We start from the raw sequence: 25888 nt of genomic DNA on the forward strand, positions 1-25888 counted from the left end.
CCCGCACGGAGTGGAATGGAGTACCGGGTGGGGCCCTTGGACCGCATCGAGGACATCGTTGCTTACGTGGAGGCCGCCAAGGCCATCCCGATGTCACGTAACTGCAAGGTGGACCGTGCCGAGATCATCGGAATGCTTGAGGAACTGCGCGGTGAGCTGCCCGGCGAACTGCGTCGGGCCGACGCCATGCTCGCCGAGCGCGACAAGATCATCGAGGCCGGGGAGAAAGAGGCCGAGCGGATCATCGCCGAGGCCGAGGACGAGCACGCCCGACTCGTGTCGGCGCACGAGGTCGTCGTCTCGGCCGAACGTGAGGGACACCGCATCGTCTCCGAGGCCCGCAACGAGGCGCAACGGCTGCGGGATGAGGTCGACGAGTACGTCGACACGACCCTGGCCAACTTCGAGCAGTTCCTGCAACGCGCGCTGGCGGGCGTGGAGCGGGGCCGCGACAAGATGCACGCGCTGCGGGAGATCGGCTCCTTCGCCGGGCCCAGCCAGCAGGCCGAGCCCGAGAAGCCGCTGCCCTCGATTTAGGGCCGGGCCCACACGCGCCACAACCCGGTTCGACACCAGGCGGGGTCGCCGGGTACTCTCTGACGTCGGCCTGTTCGGGCCGGAACTTCGAAGTGATGACGATGGATAAGACACCCGCACTAGACCCGAAGGCGCCGCTTGTCGCCGACACGCGAACGCTGCCACGGTCCCCGGGCTCGTCGAAAGACCTGTCCATAGACACGTCGTTTCCGGAGAAGCTCGGACTGGACATGATCGCCGTCGGCGCCGGAGAGAACATCCAACTGCGGATAACTCTCACCTCGGTGTCGGAGGGCATTCTCGTAACCGGAACGGTCAGCGCACCGATCACGGGGGAGTGCGCCCGCTGCCTGACGGAGATCGACGACACCTTGGACGCCTCGGTTTCGGAGTTGTACGCCTTCGAGGACTCAACGACCGCCGAGACGACCGACGAGGACGAGATCATGCGGTTGCAGGGCGACCTGCTCGACCTGGAACCGCTGGTGCGGGACGCATTGGTGTTCGCGATGCCGAACGCACCACTGTGTCGGCCCGACTGTGAGGGGTTGTGCCCCGAATGCGGGCAGCCTCGGGATACGCTGCCCGATGACCACAGCCACGAGGTTGTGGATCCGCGTTGGGCGGATTTGAAGAAACTGTTGTGAGTCAGCCCCACACCGGTGGCGCCGCGGTAACGCGCGGGCCGTCATCGGTGGTGAGAGTATCGGAGAAAGAACCGTGGCCGTACCGAAGCGCCGCATGTCCCGGTCCAACACGCGTAGCCGTCGTTCCAACTGGAAGGCCACGGCTCCGGCGTTGTCGACCTGTTCGCAGTGCCGGTCCCAGACGCTGCCGCACACCGCGTGCGGAGTCTGCGGTACGTACAAGGGCCGCCAGATCCTCGACGTTTAAGCGTCGAGTGGTCGTCGCCCCATGAGGGATGAATCCACTGTAGATGACGCCAGCGTCGAGCATTTCCGTGTCGTCTTCGGCGTGGCCCTGAGCCCGAAGATGCTGACCCTGGCGATGACGCACCGCTCGTACGCGTACGAGCGGGGCGGACTGCCGACCAACGAGCGGCTGGAGTTCCTGGGCGACGCGGTGCTCGGCCTTGTCGTCACCGCGACGCTGTACCGACAGTTCCCGGACCTGCCTGAGGGCCAACTGGCGCGACTGCGCGCCAGCGTCGTCAACATGCGGGCGCTGGCGGGGGTCGCCCGTGCGCTCGGCCCCGGCGGGGTGGGGCCGCATCTGTTGCTGGGCAAGGGAGAGGAATCTTCCGGTGGCCGCGACAAGAACTCCATCCTCGCCGACTCGGTCGAGGCACTACTGGGTGCGCTGTACCTCGAACACGGGATGGACGTCGCCGCCGGCGTCGTTCACAAACTGTTCGACCCGATGATCGAGGTGGCCGCGCGCCGGGGTGCCGCCCTGGACTGGAAGACCAGTCTCCAGGAGCTGACCTCGGGAGCGGGGCTCGGTGTTCCCGACTACCGCATCTCCGAGACCGGACCCGACCACGCCAAACGCTTCACCGCCTGGGCGGTCGTGGGTGGCGAGGAGTTCGGCGAGGGCACCGGCGGCAGTAAGAAAGAGGCTGAGCAGATCGCCGCGGAACGGGCTTGGAGAGAGATTTCCGAGCGCCAAAACGGGGACAATAAGTGACATCGCGGATACGATTCACCAAGCGTTTCACCGGGGTGGCTGCCAGGGCGTATTCTTCGTCTGGAAAGCTTGACGAAGGTACATGGGAGGCGGAAGATAGTCATTGTCGCGGGTTGACGAAGACAGTCCGCCTCGAGCAATTAGAGGCCCCGGGCACCTGGCTCGGTGTGGCGACAAACATACACAAACACATGCGAAGCCGCGAGGTACGCCTCCAGCGTTGCCTCGGCTACGCTCTCGCAAGGAGACACCATGGCGAAGGCCCTCTTTGGCCACGTTGGACAAGCACCGGACCGCCGGATGCTCGACGAGGTCACCAAACTGCGTGCCAAGGTAAGGAGCCTCGAGTTCGAGGTTACCCGGCTTCGGGCCGATAACGATCGGCTCATAACCGAGGTCGCTTCGACTGAGGAGATCAACCGGCTATCCGAGCCGGTCCTGACCTGACACCTTCCACGCACATAATCCGCGCGCCGACACTCGCAACAGTCGGCGCGCATCGTTGTATCAGGGGCCGTGACACAGGTGGACTTATGATCAACCGGTAGTCTGCACTGTTGTTGTCCGTCCAGTGACCAGACCTCAATCGGGGAGCGCGCGTGCATCTGAAGAGCCTGACGCTGAAAGGCTTCAAGTCCTTCGCCTCGGCGACTACGTTGCGTTTCGAGCCGGGTATCACGTGTGTGGTGGGGCCCAACGGTTCCGGCAAATCGAACGTGGTCGACGCGATCGCGTGGGTGCTGGGGGAGCAGGGCGCCAAGGCGCTGCGCGGCGGCAAGATGGAGGACGTCATCTTCGCCGGTACCTCCGGGCGGGCCCCGCTGGGACGCGCCGAGGTCACCCTGACGATCGACAACTCCGACGGCGCCATCCCGATCGACTACACCGAGGTGTCGATCACCCGGCGGATGTTCCGCTCCGGTGAGGGCGAGTATGAGATCAACGGCGACCGCTGCCGACTGCTGGACATCCAGGACCTGTTGTCCGACTCCGGTATCGGTCGCGAGATGCACGTCCTGGTGGGGCAGGGCAAGCTCGACTCCTACCTGCACGCCCGGCCCGAGGACCGCCGCGCCTTCATCGAGGAGGCCGCCGGCGTCCTCAAACACCGCAAGCGCAAGGAAAAGGCGCTGCGGAAGCTGGAGGCCATGGAGGCCAACCTCAACCGGCTCAACGACCTGACCTCCGAGCTGCGGCGGCAGCTGAAACCGCTGGGCCGCCAGGCCGAGCTGGCCCGCCGGGCCGCCGGTATCCAGGCCGACCTGCGCGACGCCCGGCAGCGGCTGCTGGCCGACGACCTGGCGCAGCTGCGCACCGGGCTGGCGCGTGACCTGGCCGACGAGAACTCGGTGCGCGCCAAACGCGAACGCGTCGAGGCCGCCTACAACGAGGTCGCCGAACAGCTCACCACCCTGGAGTCGGAGCTGGCCGCCGACGCCCCGGCGCTGACCCGGGCCCAGGAGACCTGGTACCGGCTGTCGGCCCTGCAGGAGCGGCTGCGCTCCACTGGACAGCTTGCCGCCGAACGGGTGCGCTATCTCAGCGAAGAGGCGCAGGAGGAACGCCCCGGACGCGACCCGGAGCAGCTGGAGGCCGAGGCCGTGCGGGTGCGCGAGCAGGAGACCGAACTGCGCGACGCCCTGGTCGCCGACCAGGAACGGCTCACCGAGGCCGTCGACGCCCGGCAGGAGACCGAACAGGCCCTGTCGGAAGCCGAGAAGAACCTGGTGGAGGCCGTCAAGGCCGTCGCCGCCCGCCGCGAGGGACTGGCCAAACTGACCGGACAGGTCGGCGCGCTGCGCAGCCGGTCCCAGGCCGCCGCCGACGAGATCGCCCGGATCGCCTCCTCACTGGCCCAGGCCCGCGACCGCGCCGAAGCGTGCAAGGACGCGCTGTCCGAGGCACAGTCGCAGTCGGACTTCGTCGACGCCGGGGACGTCGACCTGGAGGAGCGGCTGACCGCGGCACAGCGCGAGGTCGAACAGGCCAAGGCCCGCGTGAAGGAACTGGCGACCGCCGAACGCGCCGCCCACACCGACGCCACCCAGTGGAAGGCCCGCGAAGAGGCACTGGCGATGGGCCTGCGCCGCAAGGACGGCGCGGGCGCGCTGCTGGGCAAGGCCGAGCAGGTGCCCGGATTCCTGGGCAGCATCTCCGCGCTGTTGACCGTCGAACCCGGCTACGAGGCCGCCCTGGCGGCGTCGCTGGGCCGACTGGCCGACGCGGTCGCGGTCTCCGGCGGCGAGGGCGCCGTGTCGGCGCTCCAGCTGCTGAAGGCCGACGACGCCGGACAGGCCAGCCTGCTGCTGGCCTCCGGCGCTCCCGGCGCCGCCGAGACGACCCCGGCCGACATCACCGGACTCCCCGAGGGAGTGGTCCCGGCCGCGAACCTGGTCAAGGTGCCCGCCGAACTGTCGGCCGCCGTGGCGCGGACGCTGGCGGGCATGGTCATCGTCGACACCCTGGACCTGGCCCGGGATCTGGTCGCCTCGCGTCCGGAACTGACCGCCGTCACCCGCGACGGCGACGTGCTGGGCCGCGACTGGGCCGTGGGCGGTTCGGCCTCGGGCCAGAGCTTCATCGAGGTGCAGGCCGCCGTCGACGAGGCCCGCGACAAACGCGCCGAATCCGAAGCCCGCGCCGAATCCCTTGCCGCGCAACTGGAAGGCGCCCGCGAGGACGAGACGTCCCGGCAGACGGCCCTGGAGGCGATGAAGGCCAAACGCGCCGAGGCCGACAAGGAACGCAACGCCGTGGCCCGCAAGCTGGCCGAACTGGGCGCCGCCGCCAACTCCGCCGAGGGCGAGGTGCGGCGGCTGTCGGAGGCCAAGGAGGAGGCCGAGACCGCCCGCGACACCGACCTGGCGGGACTGGCCGAACTGGAGGAGCAGCTGCGCATCGCCGAGTCGGCGCCCGACGAGGAGGACCCCTCCACCGCCGAACGCGACCGGCTCGCCGTGACCCTGCAACAGTCCCGGCAGAACGAGATGGAGACCCGGCTGGCGGTGCGCACCGCCGAGGAGCGGGTCGCCGCACTGGCGGGCCGCGCCGACGGACTGGCGCGGCAGGCCGCCGCCGAGCGGCAGGCCCGGGAACGCGCCGCCGTCCGCAAGGCCGCCCGGCAGCGGGGCGCCGCGATCGCCGGAGCCGTCGCCCAGGGCGTGGAGGCCGCACTGGCCCGCATCGCCGAGTCGCTGGACCGCGCGGCCGCCGAACGCGACGCCGCCCAGCAGGCCAAGACCGCCCGCGAGGCCGCCGTCACCGAGGCCCGCAAACGGGTGCGCGAACACGGCGCCGAACTGGAGCGGCTCACCGACGCCGTCCACCGCGACGAGGTGGCTCGCACCGAGCAGCGGCTGCGCATCGAACAGCTGGAGGCCCGCGCGGGCGAGGAGTTCGGCATCGACGTCGACACCCTCATCGCCGAGTACGGCCCCGAGCAGCCGGTGCCGCCCTCGGCCGCCGAACTGGCCAAGGCCGAAGCCGACGGCAAACCCGAACCGATGGCGGTCCCGTTCGAGCGGGCCGTCCAGGAGAAGCGCGCCGCCCGTGGCGAACGGGAACTCAAACTGCTCGGCAAGGTCAACCCCTTGGCGCTGGAGGAGTTCGCGGCCCTCGAGGAGCGCTACAAGTTCCTGTCGGAGCAGCTGGACGACCTGACCAAGACCCGCAAGGACCTGCTCAGCGTCGTCAAGGAGGTCGACGACCGGATCCTGGACGTGTTCACCGAGGCGTACCACGACGTGGCCCGCGAGTTCGAGCACGTCTTCGCCACCGTGTTCCCCGGCGGCGACGGACGGCTGCTGCTGACCGACCCGGACAACATGCTCACCACCGGCATCGAGGTCGAGGCCCGCCCACCCGGCAAGAAGGTCAAGCGACTGTCGCTTTTGTCCGGTGGCGAGCGGTCGCTGACCGCGATCGCGTTGCTGTGCGCGATCTTCAAGGCCCGGCCCAGTCCGTTCTACCTGATGGACGAGGTCGAGGCCGCCCTCGACGACGTCAACCTGGGACGCCTCTTGACCCTGCTGACCCAGCTGCGGGAGTCCTCGCAGCTGCTGGTCATCACCCACCAGAAGCGCACCATGGAGGTCGCCGACGCCCTGTACGGCGTCACCATGCGCTCCGGTGTCACCCAGGTCATCTCGCAGCGTCTCAGCCAGTCCGAGGACTGAAGCACGTCCGAGGACTCAGCGTGACCTGCGTACAGTGGGGTCCCGGTTTACTTCAGAAGGATTTTTACGCATGGACATTGGGTACTGGATCGGCATCGGTGTCGCCGTCGTGGCGGCGATAGCGGTGGTCGTCTTCTTGGTGATGCGCGGCCGCAAGGCGGCACTGCCCGAGGAGGAACCGGCGCCCCCGGTGACCAAGACCCCCGCCGAGACCGAACCCAAGACGGAGCGCGAGACCAAACCGAAGGTCAAGCCCGTCGTCGAGGACCTCGACGTACCCGAACCCACCGCCGGACGGCTGGTCCGGTTGCGCGCCAGGCTCTCCAAGTCCAACAACTCGCTGGGCCGGGGCCTGTTGACGCTGCTGTCGCGCGACCGGCTCGACGACGACGCCTGGGAGGAGATCGAGGAGACCCTCCTGATGGCCGACGTCGGCCTGGAGTCCACCAACCGGATCGTGGAGCGGCTGCGCGAACGCGTCAAGGTGCTGGGCACCCGCACCGCCGAGGAACTGCGGGGCCTGCTGTCGGAGGAACTGACCGCCGCCCTGGACCCGAGCTTCGACCGCGCCCTCAACGCCACCGGCGACGGCGAGCGTCCGGCCGTGCTGCTGGTCGTGGGCGTCAACGGCGCCGGTAAGACCACCACCTGCGGCAAGATCGCCCGGGTGCTGATCGCCGACGGGCACTCGGTGGTGCTGGGCGCCGCCGACACCTTCCGGGCCGCCGCCGCCGACCAGCTGGAGACCTGGGGCAAGCGCGTCGGTTCCACCGTCGTGCGCGGTCCCGAGGGCGGCGACCCCGCCAGCGTCGCCTTCGACGCCGTCAAGACCGGTACCGAACAGGGTGCCGACTCGGTGCTCGTCGACACCGCGGGGCGGTTGCAGAACAAGACCGGGCTGATGGACGAGCTCGGCAAGGTCAAGCGGGTCATCGAGAAACAGGGCCCGGTGGCGGAGACGCTGCTCATCATCGACGCCACCACGGGCCAGAACGGGCTGGAGCAGGCACGCGTTTTCACCGAGGTCTGTCAGGTGACCGGAGTGGTCCTGACGAAACTCGACGGCACCGCGAAAGGCGGAATCGTCATCGCGGTCCAGCAGACCTTGGGAGTGCCGGTTAAGCTCATCGGATTGGGTGAGGGTCCCGACGACCTCGCCCCGTTTGACGTCCAACAGTTCGTCGACGCACTACTGGACGACTCGCGATCGGTCGGTGGCTTAAAGAGGCTGGCAGGTGACAGAGCAGGAGGTCCCGCTCCACGGCGGGAACACGAGCACGGTGGTACGGCTCGGCGATACCGTGCGCCGTAATACCGGGCCGTGGACGCCCGCCGTCCACGCGCTGCTGCGGCACCTGGACGCGGCCGGTTTCACCGGTTCCCCCAAGGCGCTGGGCATCGACGAGCACGGCCGGGAGGTGCTGTCGTACCTGGAGGGCGAGTGCGGAAAATACCCGCTTGAGCCACATTGGACTACCGATGAGGCGCTCAACACCGTCGCCACGATGCTGCGGATGTACCACGACTCCCAGTACGGCTTCCGCACCCCGCCGGGCGCCGTGTGGAGGTCCTTCGGCCCGCCGCCGCCCGACACCGAGGTGGTGTGCCACCACGACGCGGCCCCGCACAACGTCATCTGGCGTCCGGACGGGACGCTGGCGCTGATCGACTTCGACCTGGCCTCGCCGGGCGCGCGCATCTACGATGTCGCCTACGCCGCCTGGACCTGGGTGCCGCTGTTCTCCGACCGCGACTCGATAACCCTCGGCTGGAAGAACCCGGACCGGCCGCGCCGGTTGCGGCTGTTCGCCGACGCCTATGGACTGTCCGAACGGGACCGTTACCGGTTCATCCGGGTGATCCGCAAACGCATCGTCGACCACATCGAGGGCATCCGCCGGATGGCGAACCAGGGCGACCCGGCCTTCGTCCGCATCGTCCGCAAGGGACACCTGCGGCGCCCGATGCGGGACCTGAAGGTGCTCGACCACGAGCGCTACATCCTCGACCACGCGCTGAAGTAGCGCGAAGCCGCGCGGCGGCGGTCAGTGCGGTGGCGGCGTCCGAGTGCTCGCTGGAATCCGCGGCTTGGTTCCTAACGGGCACATGGAGATCACCGACGTCCCGGCACGCGGAGCTGTGGGTTATGTACTAATTGTGGGCCTATCTCTGGTGTGAATCCGCACTTACAGTTACCCTTTGGGTACAGGTACCATACTCGATATGGGGATGGTGAATACCCTTGGCGGACAATGATTTCCGACCCCCACCCCCGCTCGGGCATTCCCTCCCCTCCACCGAATCTCCTACGAGAACCTTGCGCCCCGATAGTTAGGACGACCAAGGCATGGGTGAACTCACCGTCATCGGAGCCTCCTTCGGCCGTACCGGAACCGCCTCGGTGCGGTTCGCGCTGGAACAGCTGGGCTTCGGCCCCTGCCACCACATCCGGCACCTGTTCGCCAGCGACCGGCACGCCCGCGACTGGCTGCGGGTGGCCGAGGGTGAACCCGCCGACTGGCACCGGCTGCTGTTCGGGTTCGCGGCCACCATCGCGTGGCCCGCGTCGTGTTACTGGCGCGAGCTGGCCGAGGCGAACCCGAGCGCGAAGGTGCTTCTGGTGCACCGCGACCCGTCCGACTGGTACGCCAGTGTCGCCCGCACCCTGTACCGCCGCCGACCCAAAAGGCCGGTGGCGGAACGGGACCGGGTGTTCGAGCGTCTGATCTGGAACGGTGTCTTCGACGGCAGGTTCACCGATCCGCGACATGCCATGGACGTATACCGCGACCACTACCGCGAGGTTCGCGCGACCATCCCGTCCGACCGGCTCATCGAGGTCGACGCCGCGAAGGGCTGGCCGCCGCTGTGCGAGGAACTCGGTGTCCCCGTACCCGACGAGACCTTCCCCCACGCCAACGCCACTGGCGAATACCCGAACCGCCCCCGTACGACGGGAGCTGTCCGCACCTGAAGGAGCAGAACATGACCCGCGCCGGATCCGACGCACCCGTCCGCATCCGACCCCCAGGGAGCCGACGCGGGTTGAACGGAGTTCCGCATCACGGCCCGGCCGAGCCGGGTTCCCCGCTTGACGACAACGGCACCCGGTCGCCAAGCGGGTTTGGCCCGCTGTTCGTCCGGTGCCCTGGTTTACCCAGTCGGGCGGGCGCCGGACCGGCACCCCCCGGAAAGGAGGTGCGTCATGCGGAACCTGTACTCACTCCAGCTGCCGCCGCCTGATGTCCCCATCAGGCCACGGCTCACAGCAGCGTACCCCCGCCGTTCCCGCTCCGGCCCGCGCCTCACCACCGACGCGAATGTTCTGAATGGAGCACCACCGATGTCCACTGAATCCCTCACCGCCAGGTGGGAGTCGGTACCCGCCGTCGCCGTCCTGGATCGCGACTACGACACCGAGATCCTCGCCAACGAGGTCCGGGCGCTGCGCGCCGGGCCCTGGAACACCCGCCGCGCCGACATCTCCACCGGACTGTCGACGATCCTGCCGTTGCGCAGCCCCGGCGGCGACCCGTCACGCACCGACCCCGGCGGCGCCGGTCCCGTCGACCACGCCGACACGCCGTTCCTGGCCCGCGCGCCGCGACTGGCCCGGCTGCTGCGCGGCCTCCCCACGACGCTGTTGGCCGCGCACCTGGTCGCCCTGGCCCCCAACATCGAGCTCAAGGAACACCGCGACGTCAAATGTGGACCGCCGTGGGGGTTGGTGCGGCTGCACATCCCGATCATCACCAACCCCGCCGCGGTCATGGTCATCGACGGGCACGAATACCACTGGGACGCCGGTCGACTGTGGTACGGCGACTTCAACCGCCCGCACCAGGCCCGCAACAGCGGCGACGACACCCGCATCCACCTCGTCCTGGACTGCCTGCTCAGTGCGGACCTGCTGAACCTGTTCCCGCCCGAGTTCCGCGAATCGTTGCCGCTGAACGACATCCTGCTGGCCCGGCCCGCCCGCGCGGCACCCTGGCCGCCCCGGCTGCGGTTTCGGATGCCCGCCGCCTTCGCCGAGTGGTCGCTGGAGGAGCCCGCCTCCCCGCCCGACGCGACCGTGCTGGCCGAGCTCACCCCCGGCCGCGACGGCCCGGTGCTGAGACTGGACGGTCAGCCCGCCTTCGGCCTGGTTCACCTGGGCGACAACGAGTACCGCTTCACCGGCTGGTCGGAGGAGCGCACCGTCAAACTGGAGTCGCGCCACGTCATCTGCCGGGTACGGCTGGGAACCTCGGTCCGCGAGACGATCTGCCTCGCCGAAAGACCGGGTGCGTCATGAACTGGCCCGGCTCCGGCGAAGGCACGACGTCGCGGCACGGCAGCTGGCGCCGCGCCAGCGAGCGGCGGTTCGCCCGACACCGCCCCGGCCCGCCGACCCGCACCAGCGTCCTCATCGTCGGCGGCGGCCTGGCCGGGCTGTCGACGGCGCTGTTCCTGTCCTGGCACGGCGTCAGCTGCGTCCTGGTCGAACAGCACACCGACGTCCCGATCCACCCACGGATGCGCGGCCTGCCACCGCCGCTGGTCGAGCTGTACCGCCCGCTCGGCCTGGAAACCCGACTTACCCGGGAAGCCGACGACTTCGCCCGCCGCGGCAGCTTCGACATGGTGCGCGCCGAAACCCTCGCCGCCGAACACACTCCGATGGGGATGAACCTGGATCCCACCCGCGCCACCAGTTCCAGCCCCTGCCGCAACATCCCCATCAGCCAGGACAAGACCGAACGCGTGCTGCGGCAGCGGGCGGTGGAACTGGGCGCCGACATCCGCTTCGGCGTCCGCCTGGAGGGCTTCAGCGACGACTCCACCGGCGTCTCGGCCCGACTGCGCGCCACCGACGAGTCCCTGTCGTCGGTGCGCGCCTCCTACCTGGTGGCCGCCGACGGCCCCGAAAGCGCCCTGCGGGAACGCATGGGCATCGGCATGGCCGGTCCCGGCGAGATCAGCCGGATGCTGTCCATCATGTTCGAGACCGACTCGCGACTGATCCTCGGCGACCGCACCGTCCACATGGCCTACCTGGAGCGGCCGTTCCCGGGAACCTTCCTGTTCTGCCTGGACGCCGAGGGACAGCGCTGGGTGCTGGGCTGCACCGACCCCGACGAGTGGGGCAAGACCAACGCCGACTGCGAGGCCCTGGTCCAGGTCGCCCTGGGACGCCGGGTCCCGATCCGTTTGCTGACACCGATTCCCGGCTCGAACCAACCCGCGCTGCGGTTCGCGTTGAGCGCGGCCGTCGCGGACCGGTTCAGCGACGGCCGGGTCTTCCTGGTCGGCGACGCCGCCCACCACATCCCGCCGCCGGGCGGGTTCGGCGGCTTCTGCGGCGTCGCGGACGCCTACAACCTGGCCTGGAAACTCGCGGCGGTACTGGAGGACCGGGCCGATCGAGCACTGTTGGACTCCTACGACACCGAACGCCGCCCGGCCGCCGAGTTCACGGTCCGCCAGGCGATGGCCCGCGCCGGTGAACGGCTCGGCGGCCACTGGAGCGAGGACAGCACCACCATCGTCGACAGGACCAGGGTCATGACCGGCTACCGCTACGGTCCCGGCCCGATCATCGGCGCCGCACCCGGCGCGGTCGGCACCCGGTTCCCGCACCTGTGGCTGGAACCGGGAAAGTCCACGATCGACCTGTTCGGCTCCGGCTTCGTCCTGCTCACCCCCACCGACGGCCACGCCTGGACCGTGGCCAGCCACGACGCCGTCACCATCCACCGACTCGACCGCAGCCTGCCCGGCGTCGAGTCGGACGGCGCCATCCTGGTGCGCCCCGACGGCTTCGTCGCCTGGCGCTCCCGCACCGCCGTGGCCGACCCGCACGCGACCCTCACCGACGTCGTCAACCGGATCCTCAACGGCCCCAGCCCCATCATGGCCTTCGCGCCCCCGGCGCTGACCTAGTCGGTGCCCTAGGGGCTGCCGGCGGCGACCACCACGAGCTGTTCAGCCGTGATCGGATAGCGTGACGGCAGTTACGTCACACCATGCCGAGGTATTCGATGAGCTGGAAGAAAGAGCTGGACGCCGCCACGGCGGAGTTCCGGCGGGCGGGGTTCCACCTGGAGCGGGCCGAGACGCTGGTGACGGCGCAGGCCAGTTCGATTCCGGCTCCTGACGCGGGCGCGCGGAAGCAGGCGAGCCTGGCCGCGAAGCTGAGCCAGAGCGCTCAGAAGTTGACGCCGGGATTCCTTGGGGAGGACCTGAACCAGCTGCCGCCGGATACGCCGCCGCGTGAGCAGGAGCCGCCCTCGCCGGTGCACATTCGGATCGGGACCGCCGAGGCCGTGCCGGGGGCGGAGTTTCCGGTGGTCGTGCCCTTGTTCGGTCGCGGGCATCTGGTGTTGGACGGTGATGCCGCCGACGCGAAGGTGGCCGGGTTGTTGCGCTCGGCGTTGGTGCGGTGCGTCGCGTCGATGCCGCGACTGAAAGTGTCGCTTGTGGATTGTGTGGCGTTGGGCAAGACCTTCACCGACGCGGCCACCCTCGTCAAGGCCGACATCATGGCGCCCACCGTCACCGACGCCCCCGGGTTGGAGCGGCTCGTCGGCGAGGCCGAGCACTATGTTCAGGAAGTGCTGGACGCCCGGCACCAGGGTGCCGCCGAGCTGCCGCACCACCTGATCGTGATCGCGGGTTTCCCGCCGTCGACGTCCTCGGCGCTGCGGGGCCGGATCGCCGCGCTCGCGCACGCGGGGCCGCACGGGCGGACGCACTTCATCCTCGCGGGGTGGCGGGCCGAGTCGGAGCACCAGCAGGTTCCCGCCATCGACCACGCGACCTATGTGAACGTGGGGGAGACCGTTGAGGTGCAGAACGTTCCCGCGCCGGTGACCCTCGACGCGCCGCCGTCGCCGACGCTGACGCATCACGTGTTCCACGCGTTGGCGGACAAGCATCGCAAGGACTCGCAACTGGACATGGGGGCGCTGCTGCCTCCGGACCGGTGGCGTTCGTCGAGTGTGGCCGGACTGTCGACCGTGGTGGGGCGGGACCCGCGGGGGGATGTGGAGCTGGCCTTCGACGACGTGACGCCGCACTGGCTGATCGGCGGGCGAAGCGGTGGCGGCAAGACCGTGTTCCTGCTGGACGTCCTGTATGGATTGGCGTCGCGGTATGGGCCGCGCGAGCTGGCGCTGTACCTGTTGGACTTCAAGGAGGGTGTGTCGTTCACGGAGTTCTCGCCGCAGCCGCGCGACAAGACGTGGATGCCGCACGTCAAGGCCGTCGGGGTCGAGTCCGATCGTGAGTACGGCAAGGCCGTGCTGGTGGAGCTGCGCAAGGAGCTGTCGCGGCGGGCCACCGCCATGAAACGGGCCGGGGTGACGAAGCTGGCCGACCTGCGGCAGGTGGAGCCGGACCGGCCGCTGCCCAGGATCCTGGCCGTCATCGACGAGTTCCAGGTGCTGTTCGCGGGCAACGACCGGCTGGCGCGCGAGGCGGCCGACCACCTGGAGGAACTGGCCCGCAAGGGACGTTCGTACGGCGTGCACCTGATCCTTGCCAGCCAGACGATCTCGGGTGTCGAGGCGCTGTACACCAAGAAGGACTCGATCTTCGGGCAGTTCCCGATGCGGGTGGCACTGCCCGGAGCCAGGAACGTGCTCGACGAGGTCAACAACACCGCCGCCGACGCGATCCGGCTGGGGCAGGCGGTCGTCAACAACGGCGGCGGCGTCAAGGGCTTCAACCGGCTGATCCACTTCCCGGACGCGACGGCGGCGACCGACGAGCTGACCGCGCTGCGGCACGAACTGTGGCAGCAGCGCGAGCCCGACGACCTGGGGCCGAGGGTGTTCCAGGGCTTCGCCGAGCAGCACCTCGCCGACGACCCGGTGTACAACGCCGTGGGCCCCGGCGGGCTCCGGCGCAAGGCGCTGGTGGGACGGGCCGTGGACGTCGACGTGTCCACCGTGGGCTTCGGGATGGAGCCGGTTCCGGGACGGAACCTGGCGGTGCTGGGCACCTCGACGGTCGGCGCGGACGTGTTGCAGGCGGCGGTGCTGAGCCTGGCCAAGCAGCACGAACCCGGCAGCGCGCGGTTCGAGCTGGTGGGACTGGCGGCGCAGGCCGACGTCGTGGTGACCGAGACGGCCGCGGCGCTTTCCGAGGCCGGGCACGAACACGAGGTCACCGGCGCGGCCGACCTGGACAAGATCCTGGTCGCGGCCGAGAACCACGACCACGCCGGGCAGGTGCGGTACGTCGTCGTGTTCGGCGGCGACGCGATCTCGCAGATCTGGAACATCTCGCAGCTGATGAAGTTCCGGGCGCTGCTGAAGTCCGGGCCCACCAAGGGTGTGCACCTCTTGGGCTGGTGGCGCGGCTTCAAACGGTTCAGCGACGACATCGGCGGCAGCGCGGGCAAGGAGGACGTCGCGTGCCTGGTGGCCCTCAACGTCCCCGGTGGCGACTTCGGGCCGTTCATCGGCGACCTGACCAGCGACTACGAGCCGCGTGAGAACCGGGCGCTGGTGTTCGACCGGCACGACAACACCCGGCGGCTGATCGTCCCGTTTGTACGTCCCGGGCGGGAGACCGAGGTGGGGTTCTAGGCGGGGGAACCGGTTAGTATCGCCACTGTGAGCGACTTCGGCTACGCGCAATCCCTCCACGAACTGCGCCAGCTCCGTGACGGGGACCTGGCCGCCAACACCACCGCACGCTCCCAGGTGGAGCAGGCCACCGCCAAGGTCGCCCGGCTGCGCGAGACCCTGGAACACACCCAGGCCCAGATCCTCGCCGCCGCCAACCGCTTCAAGACCACCGTCCCCGACCTGCGTCCCGAGTCCACGGACCCCGCCGCGACCCGCCCGGCGACCGACCTCAGCGCCGAGCTGGCGGCGGGTGCGGCCAAGGCGCAGCTCGCCGACAAGCACGTGCAGCGCTCCATCCGGGAGGGCCAGCTCGCGCCGCTGCTGCCCGGCGCGCCCGCCTTCGTGCGCAACCTCGTCGTCTACGGCGCCGCGATGATCGCCTGCTACCTCATCCAGTCGTTCCTGGCGCTGTTCGCGACGGACGAACTGGCGCTGTGGCTGGTCTTCATGCCGCCGGTGATCGCGCTGGTCGCCGGATACGTCGGCACCGGTCTGGCGGGCACCCCGCGACTGCCCATATACGACGATCGTGGCAACACGGTCGAGTTCGTCGTCAAGAAGAGCCCCCGGCTCGGCGCCGCGCTGGCCGTCATCACCATTGTCGCGTTCTTCTTCACCACCGCACCCTAGGTTCGCGTCACGAACACCCCCCTTCAGGAAGATCACGCCCATGCCCACCCCCGACGAGACCCCGATCGGCAGGGAACCGACCAGGGAATCGCTGCCACCCACCGCCATCGTCTCCGACCGCTACCGGCTCGACCACCGCATCGGCTCCGGCGGCATGGGCGAGGTCTGGAGCGGACTGGACACCCGGCTGGAACGGCCGGTCGCCGTCAAGCTGATGCACCACGAACTGTCGGGCAACAAGCGCTTCCGGGCCCGGTTCGCCTCCGAGGCGAAACTGGTGGCGGCACTGGACTCCCCGCACGTGGCGACGCTGTACGACTACGGCGAGGAGGCCACGCCCGGCGGCCCACGGTCCTATCTGGTCATGGAGATGGTCAGGGGCGGTTCGCTGGCCGACCTGCTGGACACCCGTGACACGCTGGCGCCCGGCGAGACGATGAAGATCATCGCCCAGGCCGCCGAGGGGCTCCAGGCCGCGCACGACGCGGGCATCATCCACCGCGATGTCAAGCCGGGCAACATTCTCGTCACCGGCGACCGGCACGTGAAGCTCATCGACTTCGGGATCGCCCGTGCCAAGGGCGAGGCCCGGCTGACCAAGAGCGGCGAGGCCGTCCTCGGGACACTGGCGTACACCTCGCCCGAGCAACTCAACGGCGACGAGCCCACGCCGTCCGTCGACGTGTACTCGCTGGGAGTCGTGGCGTACGAGTGCCTGGCCGGTCGGCCGCCCTTCGCCTCGGACAACCCGGGCGCGGTGCTCAAGGGCCACCTGTACCAGCAGCCGCCGCCGTTGCCGGACAACGTGCCCGCGCCGGTCGCCGAGGCCGTCATGCGGGCGCTGGACAAGGATCCCGAGCAGCGGTGGACGTCGACGGCCGCGTTCGCGCAGGCCTGCCGCGACGCCGTCGAGGCGCCGGAACCGTTGCCGGTCAAGGTGAGTGCGCCCGTCGGCGGGCCGGAATCCGAGGCGACGACGGTGCCGCTCGGGCCCACCGGACCGGTGCCGTCGTCCGGCACACGGCGGATCGGCTTCGGCCGGGTGGCGGCGGTACTGGCCGCGGTCGTCCTGCTCGTCGCGGTGGCGGTGCTGTGGCGGCCGTGGACCTATTTCGGCGAGGCGCCGGGCCACGACGGGAGCAAGGAGGCGGCGACCAAGGACGTCGCCGACAGCTCCGACGGCAAGAGCGACAAATCCTCCGAAAAGGACAAAACGAAGAACTCGGCGAGTTCGAAGTCCGAGGCCGCCGAGGGCGGCCAGTCCAGCGACTCCGGCGGCAACGACTCCAGCTCCGGCGGTGACGACGGCAACGGCAACGAGCGCGTGGAGGTGCCCGACCTGGAGGGGAGAACGCACACCGAGGCCCCCAACGTCCTGGAATCCCACGGCTTCGACAACTACAAGGGCGTCGCGCAGCCCTGGAACCCGGGCGATCAGGCCTGCGTGGTCACGTCCCAGGTTCCGGTGGCCGGGGCGAAGGTCGACCCCGACACGAAGATCAACTTCTACTTCAAGGGCGGGGAAGGCATTTGCCAGTGATCGCGGACGCGTCCGCGGTGATCCCATTAGGCTCGACGGGAGCCTGAGGTGAGGAGCCGTGATGCCGCGCAAGGTCGAGGACTACGCACTGCTGGGCGACACCCAGACCGCGGCGCTGGTGGGCCGGGACGGCTCCGTCGACTGGCTGTGCCTGCCGCGGTTCGACTCGCCCGCGTGTTTCGCGGCGCTGCTTGACGACGAGACCGCCGGATGCTGGCAGCTGGGCCCCGCCGACGGGGGCGACGCCGACCGGCGCCGGTACCGGGGCGACACCCTGATCCTGGAGTCCGAATGGGATACATCACAGGGGACGGTCCGCGTCATCGACTTCATGCCGCCGCGCGGCGAGGCCGCCGACGTGGTGCGCATCGTGGAGGGACTGTCGGGTTCGGTGCCGATGCGGATGACGCTGCGGCTGCGGTTCGACTACGGCAGCGTGGTCCCGTGGGTGCGGCACGACAGCGGTGACCTCGCCGCGGTCGCCGGGCCGGACGCGGTGTGGCTGAACACGCCGGTGTCGCTGCACGGGGCGAACATGGCCTCCACCGCCGAGTTCACGGTCGCGGAGGGACAGCGGATCCCGTTCGTGCTGACCTACCAGGACTCGCACAAACCGCGCCCGCGTCCGGTGGTGCCGGAGGTCGCGCTGGAGGAGACCGCCTCCTTCTGGGAGGAATGGCTGGACCAGATCGACTACCAGGGCAAGTGGCAACCGGAGGTGCGGCGCGCGCTCGTGCACCTCAAGGCGCTGACCTATCAGCCGACCGGCGGCATCATGGCCGCCGCGACGACCTCGCTGCCGGAACAACTCGGCGGGCCCCGCAACTGGGACTACCGGTTCTGCTGGCTGCGCGACGCCGCCTTCACCCTGCAGGCGTTGCTGGGCACCGGATACGTGGACGAGGCCGCGGCCTGGCGGGAATGGTTGCTGCGGGCCATCGCCGGCGGCCCATCGGACCTTCAGATCATGTACGCCCTCGACGGCACCCGCCGGATCCCGGAGTACACCCTGGACTGGCTGAGCGGCTACGAGGGCTCGACCCCGGTGCGGGTCGGCAACGCCGCCTCCGAACAGCTTCAGCTCGACGTGTGGGGCGAGGTGCTGGACTGCATGCACCAGGCCCGTGAGGCGGGGCTGGCCGCCACCGAGGCGGGCTGGGACCTGCAACGGGCGCTGCTGGAGTTCCTCGAGGACAACTGGCGCGAACCCGACAACGGGCTGTGGGAGATACGCGGCCCGCGTCGGCATTTCACGCACTCCAAGATCATGGCGTGGGCGGGCTTCGACCGCGCGGTCACCGCCGTGGAGAAGTTCGGACTGCCCGGCGAGGCCAAACGGTGGCGCGGCCTGTGCGACCGGATCCACGCCGAGGTCTGCGAACAGGGCTTCGACGCCGAGCGGGGCACGTTCACGCAGTTCTACGGATCCCGCGGCCTGGACGCGGCGCTGCTGCTGATCCCGCGGGTGGGGTTCCTGCCCTGGGACGACCCGAGGGTGGCCGGGACGGTCGAGGCCGTGCAGCGGGAACTGTGCGTCGACGGGCTGCTGCTGCGGTACCGGCCGCAGGAGGACGGCAACGTCGACGGGCTCCCCGGCGACGAGGGCGCCTTCCTGGCGTGCAGCTTCTGGCTGGTGGACGCCTTGCACGGCATGGGAAAGCGGGCCGAGGCCCACGAGCTGTTCGAGCGGTTGCTCGACCTGCGCAACGACGTCGGCATGCTCGCCGAGCAGTACGACACCCGGCTGGGCAGGCAGCTGGGGAACACGCCGCAGGCGTTCAGCCTGGTCGGCCTGGTCAACTCCGCGCGCCAGCTCAGTGGCAGCGCGACCCGCACCTCCGCGTCCGGAAGCCAGCAGGACACCGACTGAACCGGCGCGGGCCTCAGGCCGTCGTCGTGGTAGTGGGTCGCAGTGCCGGACGTGCCCGGCGGGCCCGTTCCCGCCGGTGCAGCAGCAGCGGTCCGCCGAAGGCGACGCACAGGCTCGCGTTGATGAGCACGAACGAGATCGCGTCGAACCGCAGCTCGGTGGCCACGACCGCCGCCAGATAGGTGAGGCTGGGCTGGATCGAGAAGATCAGCGCCAGGAACACCGGCTGGACGTGCTTCATGCTCAGTTGCAGCAGGAAGATCGGCAGCGCGACGCCGATCAGCGCGACGCACGCGATGAACGGCAGCCGCGGGCCGGTGATCGTGTCCATCGCGGCATGCGGTGTGGCCATGAGGATCGCGAAGGCCGCGATGTAGGTCAGGTGGTAGCGGTGCGCCAGGATCCGCACCGGTCCCACGCCCGTGGTGCCCAGCCGGTGGGACAGGATCGGGATGCAGGCGAACAGCGCCCCGGCGGCGATGGCGATGCCGAAGCCCAGCACGAACGCGCCGTCCAGCGCGACGGTTCCCAGCGAGATGGAGCGACTGGCCACCGCCAGGACCAGACCGAGCGAGACCGCGCCGACGACCAGTTCGCCGTTGGAGCGGCGGGAGCCGCCGGTCAGCCGGTCGATGAGCGACACCGACAGCGGCCCGATCGCGATCCCGGTCGCCGAGGCCAGCGGGGCCGGGAACATCGAGTAGGACCAGTACAGGCCGATGAAGGCCAGGGCGGTGGCGATGTTCATCAGCAGCAGCGGCACCCGGACGTTGCCGGGCGGCGGGGCCGCGGTGCTGGTGAGGCGGCGGCGCTGGTTGAGCAGACCGAAGATGATCGCCGAGGAACCGAAGGCGCAGAACGACAGCACGATGCTCTCGGAACCGTCGATGTTGCCGGTCAGCAGGCCGTTGCCGGTGGCCTGCAGGGCGGCCGCCGCGATGATGAGGAGGGCGTACTTCATGGGGCGGTGTCCATGACGAACAGTCGGGACTCCGCTTCGATCCGGTGGAGTTGTTCGACGTCGACGGCCACCGCGTCGGGGTCCTCGTCGATGAAACAGGCGACGCCGCCGTTGGCCAGGTTGAGCAGCCGGTTCTCGATGACGGAACCGACGGCGGGAAGTTTCGCGAGACTGTGGAAGGTGGGCAGGTCGCGGATGGCGTCCAGACCGGGCATGGCTCGGACGATACCGTCGGCCGGGGGGACCAGTGCCACGGTGGCCATGCAGCGTTTGGGCGCGTAGGGGCGGCCGAGACGGCCGGTGAAACTCTCGTTGTCGAGTATGGAGTCGGCGAGCAGGGTGGCGGGGCTGTACCCGAAGGCGCGGAAGAACAGGTCGGTGGGCAACGCCGGGCCGCCGAGCCGGGCGTTCACCTCCACCAGCCGGGGTCCGTTCGCGGTCAGCCGGACTTCGGCGTTCGAGGCGGAATCCGTGATGCCCAGGGCGTCCAGGCAGCGCAGCGTGTAGTCGACGATGCCGTGCTCGGCCGCGTCGAGCCGGGTCAGGCTGCGGCGACCGCGCCACAGCGGGAAACCATCCACGTCCTCGAACCGGTGGACGGTGACGGCGCACGGCAGATGACGGCCGTTCCGGGAGACGGAATCGATACTATACTGTGGACCGTCGAGGTACTCCTGCAACAGGACCGAGGTGTTCTGCTGGTCCATCAGGTTGCGGGTGTTGAGAAGGCCCGCGACGGCTTCGCGCAGCCGCGACTCCGAGCGGCAGACGGTGACCCCGTCGCTGGCGGCGCTGCCGACGGGTTTCACCACGATCGGCCACCGGCCGATGCGCCGCAGCGCCGGGCCCAGTTCGCCGAGGCCGCTGATCCGTTCGGTTCGCGCGACCGGGATGCCGTGTCGCCGCAGGGTTCGGGCCATGGCGAACTTGTCGCGTCGCGCCCGGGTCCGGGAGAGCTCGTTGTGGGGGAGGGCCAGGGCGGCGGCGAGTTCCTCCGAGAGGGTCACGCCCAGTTCCCCGCCCGCCAGCACCGCGTGGACCCGCAGTCGCTTGAGGGTCTGGGTGGTGTCGGTGAAGGACTCGTGCGGAATCTCGTCCTCGGCCGCGAACAGACCGGAGTCGCAGAAGTGCCGAAGCTCCGGCTGGTACACGTGAACCGTTGACACGCCTCGTTCTGCCAGGGCGTTCGCCAGGTGACGGCCGTTGGAAGTCAGATTTACCAAGGCGACACGCATAGTGAACCTCCATTTCGCCGATGGTCGATCCGCAGACGATGGGATCGAGAGGGGTGGATTTGCCGATCTCGAGTATGTACGCAGGTGTCGAGCGGCCGCGAATTCCTTGGCACGACTGTGAAACGTGCTCATGATTTAATGTTCCGATTGTTTCCGAAGCTTGCGATTTGGCCCGCAATGGGGTTAAATGCACAACAGAACAGTCATGTTCGGGCTTAAACAAAGATCTTGAACACCGATTCGGGCATCCGGGCGGGTGCCTAGGAGGAACAGACGAGCCCATGACCAACTCCATAGACATCAATATCGCGCAGGTTCAGGGCTACGCGGAACGACTGCGGATCGCGGCGGAGCAGCTGCGCGAGCAACGGCCACAGCTGCTGGCCCGGCTCGCCAACGGCGACGGAGTCAGCCCCGTGGTCAAGGTGAAGGACGACGTCAAGGTCGCCATCGGAATACCCCCGTTCGAGCATTCGGGGTCGCGGGCGGGCGAGACCATCGCCCAGAAGATCCGCTCCTGCGGTGACGCCTACGAGGCCGTCGAGGAGGGCCTGCGCGCCATGGCCATCGTCATGGCCAAGATGGCCGGATCCCTTGGCGACGGCGACGCCATCAACGCGGCGGACCTGAACAAGGCGGTCGAGGGGCTGCACAGTGTCGCGCTCGTCGTCAACGGTGAGGAGCCGGAGTCGGTGGACTGGTTCGGACTGGAGGGCGGGAAATGAACACCGAGTATGAGAGCTTGAACCTCGACGAGATCCTGAAGTTGGCGCGCAGCGACGCCGAGCACGCCGGTGACATGGCCGAGCAGGCACGGGTGCTGCGCGAGATGTCGGGGCAGTTGAAGGACAATGTGGACCTGATGCGCGAGTCGATGCGCATGCTGTTCGGTTCCGAGGCCGACCCGGCCAACCCGGACGCGCCCGTCGACACCGAATCCGCGCTGTGGAAGGGGGACTCGGCCGGAATGATGCGGGTGGAGCTGAACCGGCTGTTCACGACCGCCAGTTCGGCCCCCGAGGTCTTCGAGACCAACGCGACCTCGATGGACGACTTCTCGACCAAGGTGACCGAAACGCTCATCACCATCGACCAGCTGCACGTGAAGTCGAATGGGCAAAGCACCGAGGAGTCCGGCACCAAGGAGGCCCGGCAGATCCTGCAGACCGCGACCAGCGGCTATCTGACCTCGGCGAACGAGATGCCCGAGCCGGAGTTCTACAACGGACTGCGCAAGTCCGCCGACGACCAGCCGGACGGCGGCTGGACCGCCACCCACGGCGCCACCCCCACCTCCGCGCCCTCCGGCCACCCGGCATGGTCGGAGCCCGGTCAACAGCAGCAGCCGCAACAGGAACCGACGAACCCCGGCGGCGAGCCGACACCCGTCGGGCCGTTCCCGCACGACACGGTGCCCTCCCATGACGAGGGCCCGGTGCTGCAGAACCCACCGGCCCCGGTGGCCCCCGCGCCGACGCCGGTGGCCCCGGCCCCGACCCCGGTCGCGCCCCCGGTCACCGTGGTGCCGCCGATCGTGACCCCGCCGATCACGGGTGGCCCGGGTCCGCTGCTGCCGCCGACCCGGCCGACCGTGCCGCCGGTGATCGGGACACCCCGGCCACCGGTCACGCCCGTGCCAACCCGTCCGCTGCAACCGAACCCGAACGGGACGGTGCGTCCCGTCATCGGCACCCGGCCGACGATCACCCCGCCGGTGACGCGACCGTTGCCGCCCAACCCGACCGGGATCACGCGCCCGGTCATCGGTACCCGGCCCGGTCCGGGTCTGGTGCCGTCGGTCAACCGTCCGGTGCCGCCGAATCCGAACGGGACGGTGCGTCCGGTCATCGGTACCCGGCCCGGTCCGGGGGTCGTGCCGCCGGTGAGCCGTCCGATCGCGCCGTACCCCGGTGGCACCACCCCGGTGAACCGGCCGCCCGTCGGGTCGGGCCCCGGCGGGATCCGCAGTGGACCGGGCATGGTGCCGTCGGTCAACCGTCCGGTGACCCCGCCGGTCCCGGGCCAGTCGCCGCTGGGCACCCGCCCGGTCCCCGGCCAGTCCCCATTGGGCGCTCGCCCCGGCGCCGTCCACCCGTTCGGGGTGGGCCAGCGGCCGCTGCCGGGCGACACGGGCGCCGCCAAGCCGGTCTCGTTGCGTCCCAACGGCACCGCCAGCGCGTCGGAGTTCGTTTCCTCGCGGTACGCGAACGCCCGGCCCGCCGGTGGCCTGGCCTTCGGCAACGCCGCGGTTCCGCCCACGCAGCAGAGCAACGCCCCGGCCGCGCCGCGCAACCTCGCGTTCGGACAGACCGCCGAATCGCGGCGGGAGACCAGGTCCGGCACCACGAGCATGCCCGGCCAGCGCTACAAGAAGATCCCGAAGCAGGGCGGGCGTGCCGTGGAGAGCGCGATCAACCGCGGCACCCGACGTAAGGTCTCCCGTGGCCCCGGTCAGGAGGTGTTCGCCACATTCGATGCCGCCAAGACCCAGCCCGGGAACGCGCCCCAGCAACCCGATCCGGAGCCGGAGTGGGAGATCCGCCGGGTGACCGTCCCGGCCGTCATCACGACCCGAAAGGCGTCCTAAATGGGAATCATGGCCGACCGGCTGGCCAGCATGGTGGTGAAGGCCACTTCCCCGGACGGGCAGATCGAGGGTGAGCTGCGGGACCGCGACGCGGTGAGTGTCGCGTTCCGCGGTGACACCTACCGTCACTACACCGAGTACTCGCTGGGGACCCAGCTGTCCCGGCTGGCGCTTCGCATGTGGACCGGTTATCAGCGCGGCTACGACGAGGCGGTGGCCGAGGCGACGGGGCGACCGGTGAGCAGGTCGCAGGAGACCTGGGACGCCAACCGGCGCCGGTTTCGGCAGGAGCAGGCCGCGACCACCGTCACGGGAATGTCGACGGACGGTTGGATCTACATCCAGAACACCGGGATGACGTCCTGGCATGTCGTCATCCGCCAGGGAACGTTGTCCAAATTGGATGAAGATCAGTTCGTCGCGGAGCTGATGGACGCTTACAACACGATGATCACGGAATATCGATTCGCGACGGCGGACCTGCGCGCCAAGCACTACGGTGTCAGCTTCCAGCCGCGGAATCCCCCAGTCAAGGAGCTACGGGCATGAACGACATTCCCTCCGACGTCACGGCGGTGGAACTCAACGAGTTGTGGCGGGTGGCGAACATCCACTTCCCCAAGGTGGAGAACGTGTACTGGGAGCAGATCAAGGCGGTGCACGAGGTCAACGGCGATCCGAACGACGAGAAGTTCGGCCGCTGCCATCCATGGTGGACCGCGGTGGCGTGTGAACTGGAGCGGGCGCTGTTCAGCAGCGTCGGTTCGCTGGCCTCGGCGGCCTCGGCGCTGAACCGTGCCGTGGACGCCTACGCCCATGTGGACGGCAACAGCGGCAAGGAACTCACCGAGGTCGGCAAGGGCCTGGAGAACATCATCAAGAGTGAGGGAAGCGAGCCGGTGGACTGGACTCCGCCCAAGGACTACCAGGGTCCCAACTTCAACCAGCCCGATTCCTGGAGCGAGGAGCACGCGGATGACTAGCACCAGCAGACCACCCGCGCGGGGCTCCGAGAACAACGGCAGTGGCGGCAGCGACGGTTCGGGGAGCGGTGAGGACAAGGTCAAGGGCCCCACCGACAAGGAGCTCGAGGACGCGGTGAACAAGCTGGTCGAGGTCGCCAAGAAGAAGGCGCAGGAGGAGGCGGACCAGGCCAGGCGGAGCGTCGAGGGCAAGAAGTCCTTCGAGGGTGACGTGCTCGAGTACCCGTACACCCGGGAGGAGGTGACCAAGATGATCGAGGACGGCGCCAAGGAGATCAAGGAGCGGTTCGCGGCGGTCTACACCCCCAAACCGGACGACTTCGACACCATGATCAGCAGGATGCAGCAGGTGGAGGCCGTCCTGGGCGCCTACGAGCCGTCCAAGAACACCACCAAGGAGACGCCGGTGATCGGGGGCGGCGGGGATCTGGAACTGCTGCGAACCTCCGTCTCGGACATGTCCGACTGGCAGGGCAAGCTCAAGAACGCCTTCGTCGACAACTACCTGACGCCGTTCCCGCGCATCACGGTGACCCAGGGCGGCCTGGCGCGTTTCCTGCGGCACCAGGCGGAGTGGATGCAGGCGATCTACAAGCGCCGCCGCTACGACGCGAAGAAGACCGCCGACCAGGGGGTCGAGGCGATCGAGGCCATCGACGACAGCAAGGGCTCCGAGGCCGCGATCGCGCTGGCGGCGATCATCGGACTGGCCACATTGCTCGGTCCGATGGGTTCGTCGCTGGCGTTCGGGCTGGGTACCTCCGCGGTGGTCGCCGGGACGGGCATCGGCGCGGAGTTCATCGAGGAGGACAAGGAGGTCCCGCTGGGGGCCGACACCGTCCAGGGCGTCATCGACAACGTGTACAAGGCCCTGGAGGAGTCGGACAAGACCATGGTGGAGGAGGAGGGCAAGGTCCTCGACGCGCTGAAGCAGATCGAGGGCGTGGTCTACCCGCTGGTCATGGGGCCCGACATCGACAAGGGCACCGAGCTGACCCCCATGCGTCCCGCTATTGTGGACACAATGGATGTCGAGGAACTCAAGGACGGCATCACCGTGTACGACCGTCATCCCGGCGGCAGCTAGGGCGACGGTCGCGGTTGA

General features: G+C 69.2%; 22 protein-coding genes. 20 read left to right on the forward strand and 2 right to left on the reverse strand.

The genetic code is table 11. The annotated features are described in order from the left end of the window. Positions 1-27 precede the first annotated feature (27 nt). The 15 genes from SNAS_RS10450 to SNAS_RS10515 all read left to right on the forward strand — a co-directional run bounded on the left by SNAS_RS10450 (position 28) and on the right by SNAS_RS10515 (position 19017). Entirely contained in the window at positions 28-537 is a 510-nt protein-coding gene (locus tag SNAS_RS10450; protein WP_041625894.1) for an SPFH domain-containing protein, read from the forward strand. Between the two features lie 95 nt (positions 538-632). Then, positions 633-1184, forward strand: coding sequence for a YceD family protein (locus SNAS_RS10455; RefSeq protein WP_013017385.1), 552 nt, complete (start codon positions 633-635; stop codon positions 1182-1184). 73 nt (positions 1185-1257) lie between these two features. Beyond that, entirely contained in the window at positions 1258-1431 is a 174-nt protein-coding gene (rpmF, locus tag SNAS_RS33955) for a 50S ribosomal protein L32 (RefSeq protein ID WP_013017386.1), read from the forward strand. A gap of 21 nt (positions 1432-1452) precedes the next feature. Next, positions 1453-2184: a ribonuclease III gene (gene rnc, locus SNAS_RS10460; RefSeq protein ID WP_013017387.1), complete on the forward strand. Its 732-nt coding sequence runs from the start codon at positions 1453-1455 to the stop codon at positions 2182-2184. 252 nt (positions 2185-2436) lie between these two features. Further along, a complete protein-coding gene (locus tag SNAS_RS10465; RefSeq protein WP_013017388.1) occupies positions 2437-2631 on the forward strand; it encodes a hypothetical protein in 195 nt (64 codons plus the stop codon). A gap of 152 nt (positions 2632-2783) precedes the next feature. Continuing rightward, a complete protein-coding gene (gene smc / locus SNAS_RS10470) occupies positions 2784-6359 on the forward strand; it encodes a chromosome segregation protein SMC (RefSeq protein WP_013017389.1) in 3576 nt (1191 codons plus the stop codon). A 70-nt stretch (positions 6360-6429) separates the two neighbouring features. Then, a complete protein-coding gene (ftsY, locus tag SNAS_RS10475; RefSeq protein WP_013017390.1) occupies positions 6430-7671 on the forward strand; it encodes a signal recognition particle-docking protein FtsY in 1242 nt (413 codons plus the stop codon). Beyond that, positions 7595-8383: an aminoglycoside phosphotransferase family protein gene (locus SNAS_RS10480; RefSeq protein ID WP_041624739.1), complete on the forward strand. Its 789-nt coding sequence runs from the start codon at positions 7595-7597 to the stop codon at positions 8381-8383. Before ftsY ends, SNAS_RS10480 begins: the two co-directional genes overlap by 77 nt. Before the next feature lie 323 nt (positions 8384-8706). Beyond that, complete coding sequence (locus tag SNAS_RS10485; RefSeq protein WP_013017392.1) at positions 8707-9333, forward strand: sulfotransferase family protein; 627 nt, start codon at positions 8707-8709, stop codon at positions 9331-9333. Between the two features lie 369 nt (positions 9334-9702). After that, on the forward strand, positions 9703-10656 hold the full coding sequence (locus SNAS_RS10490; protein ID WP_052304970.1) for an aspartyl/asparaginyl beta-hydroxylase domain-containing protein: 954 nt from the start codon (positions 9703-9705) through the stop codon (positions 10654-10656). Continuing rightward, positions 10653-12284: an FAD-dependent oxidoreductase gene (locus SNAS_RS10495; RefSeq protein WP_013017394.1), complete on the forward strand. Its 1632-nt coding sequence runs from the start codon at positions 10653-10655 to the stop codon at positions 12282-12284. The genes SNAS_RS10490 and SNAS_RS10495 overlap by 4 nt, the downstream gene beginning before the upstream one ends. A 98-nt stretch (positions 12285-12382) precedes the next feature. Next, positions 12383-14935 (forward strand): FtsK/SpoIIIE domain-containing protein, encoded by a 2553-nt coding sequence (locus SNAS_RS10500; protein WP_013017395.1) that lies wholly within the window; start codon positions 12383-12385, stop codon positions 14933-14935. A 27-nt stretch (positions 14936-14962) separates the two neighbouring features. Then, positions 14963-15607, forward strand: a complete 645-nt coding sequence (locus SNAS_RS10505) for a hypothetical protein (RefSeq protein ID WP_013017396.1) — start codon at positions 14963-14965, stop codon at positions 15605-15607. Between the two features lie 40 nt (positions 15608-15647). Next, the gene (locus SNAS_RS32635; RefSeq protein ID WP_013017397.1) at positions 15648-17147 is read left to right on the forward strand and encodes a serine/threonine-protein kinase; all 1500 of its coding nucleotides are present in this window, start codon (positions 15648-15650) and stop codon (positions 17145-17147) included. Between the two features lie 61 nt (positions 17148-17208). Continuing rightward, positions 17209-19017, forward strand: a complete 1809-nt coding sequence (locus tag SNAS_RS10515) for a glycoside hydrolase family 15 protein (protein ID WP_013017398.1) — start codon at positions 17209-17211, stop codon at positions 19015-19017. A gap of 13 nt (positions 19018-19030) precedes the next feature. Here SNAS_RS10515 and SNAS_RS10520 read toward each other — a convergent pair whose 3' ends face one another. Next, entirely contained in the window at positions 19031-19978 is a 948-nt protein-coding gene (locus tag SNAS_RS10520) for a DMT family transporter (protein ID WP_013017399.1), read from the reverse strand. Further along, on the reverse strand, positions 19975-21144 hold the full coding sequence (locus tag SNAS_RS10525; RefSeq protein ID WP_169313871.1) for an ATP-grasp domain-containing protein: 1170 nt from the start codon (positions 21142-21144) through the stop codon (positions 19975-19977). The genes SNAS_RS10520 and SNAS_RS10525 overlap by 4 nt, the downstream gene beginning before the upstream one ends. Before the next feature lie 350 nt (positions 21145-21494). On the opposite strand from SNAS_RS10525, the gene SNAS_RS10530 reads away from it, so the two are divergent. Genes SNAS_RS10530 through SNAS_RS10550 form a run of 5 tightly spaced genes read left to right on the forward strand, consistent with a single transcriptional unit; the run spans position 21495 to position 25870 of the window. Next, positions 21495-21938 carry a hypothetical protein gene (locus SNAS_RS10530; protein WP_013017401.1) on the forward strand — a complete coding sequence of 148 codons (444 nt, stop codon included), beginning with the start codon at positions 21495-21497 and terminating at the stop codon, positions 21936-21938. Then, positions 21935-23800, forward strand: coding sequence for a hypothetical protein (locus tag SNAS_RS10535; protein WP_013017402.1), 1866 nt, complete (start codon positions 21935-21937; stop codon positions 23798-23800). The genes SNAS_RS10530 and SNAS_RS10535 overlap by 4 nt, the downstream gene beginning before the upstream one ends. Continuing rightward, on the forward strand, positions 23801-24349 hold the full coding sequence (locus SNAS_RS32640) for a hypothetical protein (RefSeq protein ID WP_013017403.1): 549 nt from the start codon (positions 23801-23803) through the stop codon (positions 24347-24349). Beyond that, entirely contained in the window at positions 24346-24783 is a 438-nt protein-coding gene (locus SNAS_RS10545; RefSeq protein WP_013017404.1) for a hypothetical protein, read from the forward strand. The genes SNAS_RS32640 and SNAS_RS10545 overlap by 4 nt, the downstream gene beginning before the upstream one ends. Then, positions 24776-25870 carry a hypothetical protein gene (locus SNAS_RS10550; protein ID WP_013017405.1) on the forward strand — a complete coding sequence of 365 codons (1095 nt, stop codon included), beginning with the start codon at positions 24776-24778 and terminating at the stop codon, positions 25868-25870. Before SNAS_RS10545 ends, SNAS_RS10550 begins: the two co-directional genes overlap by 8 nt. The last annotated feature ends 18 nt before the right edge of the window (positions 25871-25888 follow it).

The organism is Stackebrandtia nassauensis DSM 44728 (genome assembly GCF_000024545.1).
Classification (GTDB): Bacteria; Actinomycetota; Actinomycetes; order Mycobacteriales; family Micromonosporaceae; genus Stackebrandtia; species Stackebrandtia nassauensis.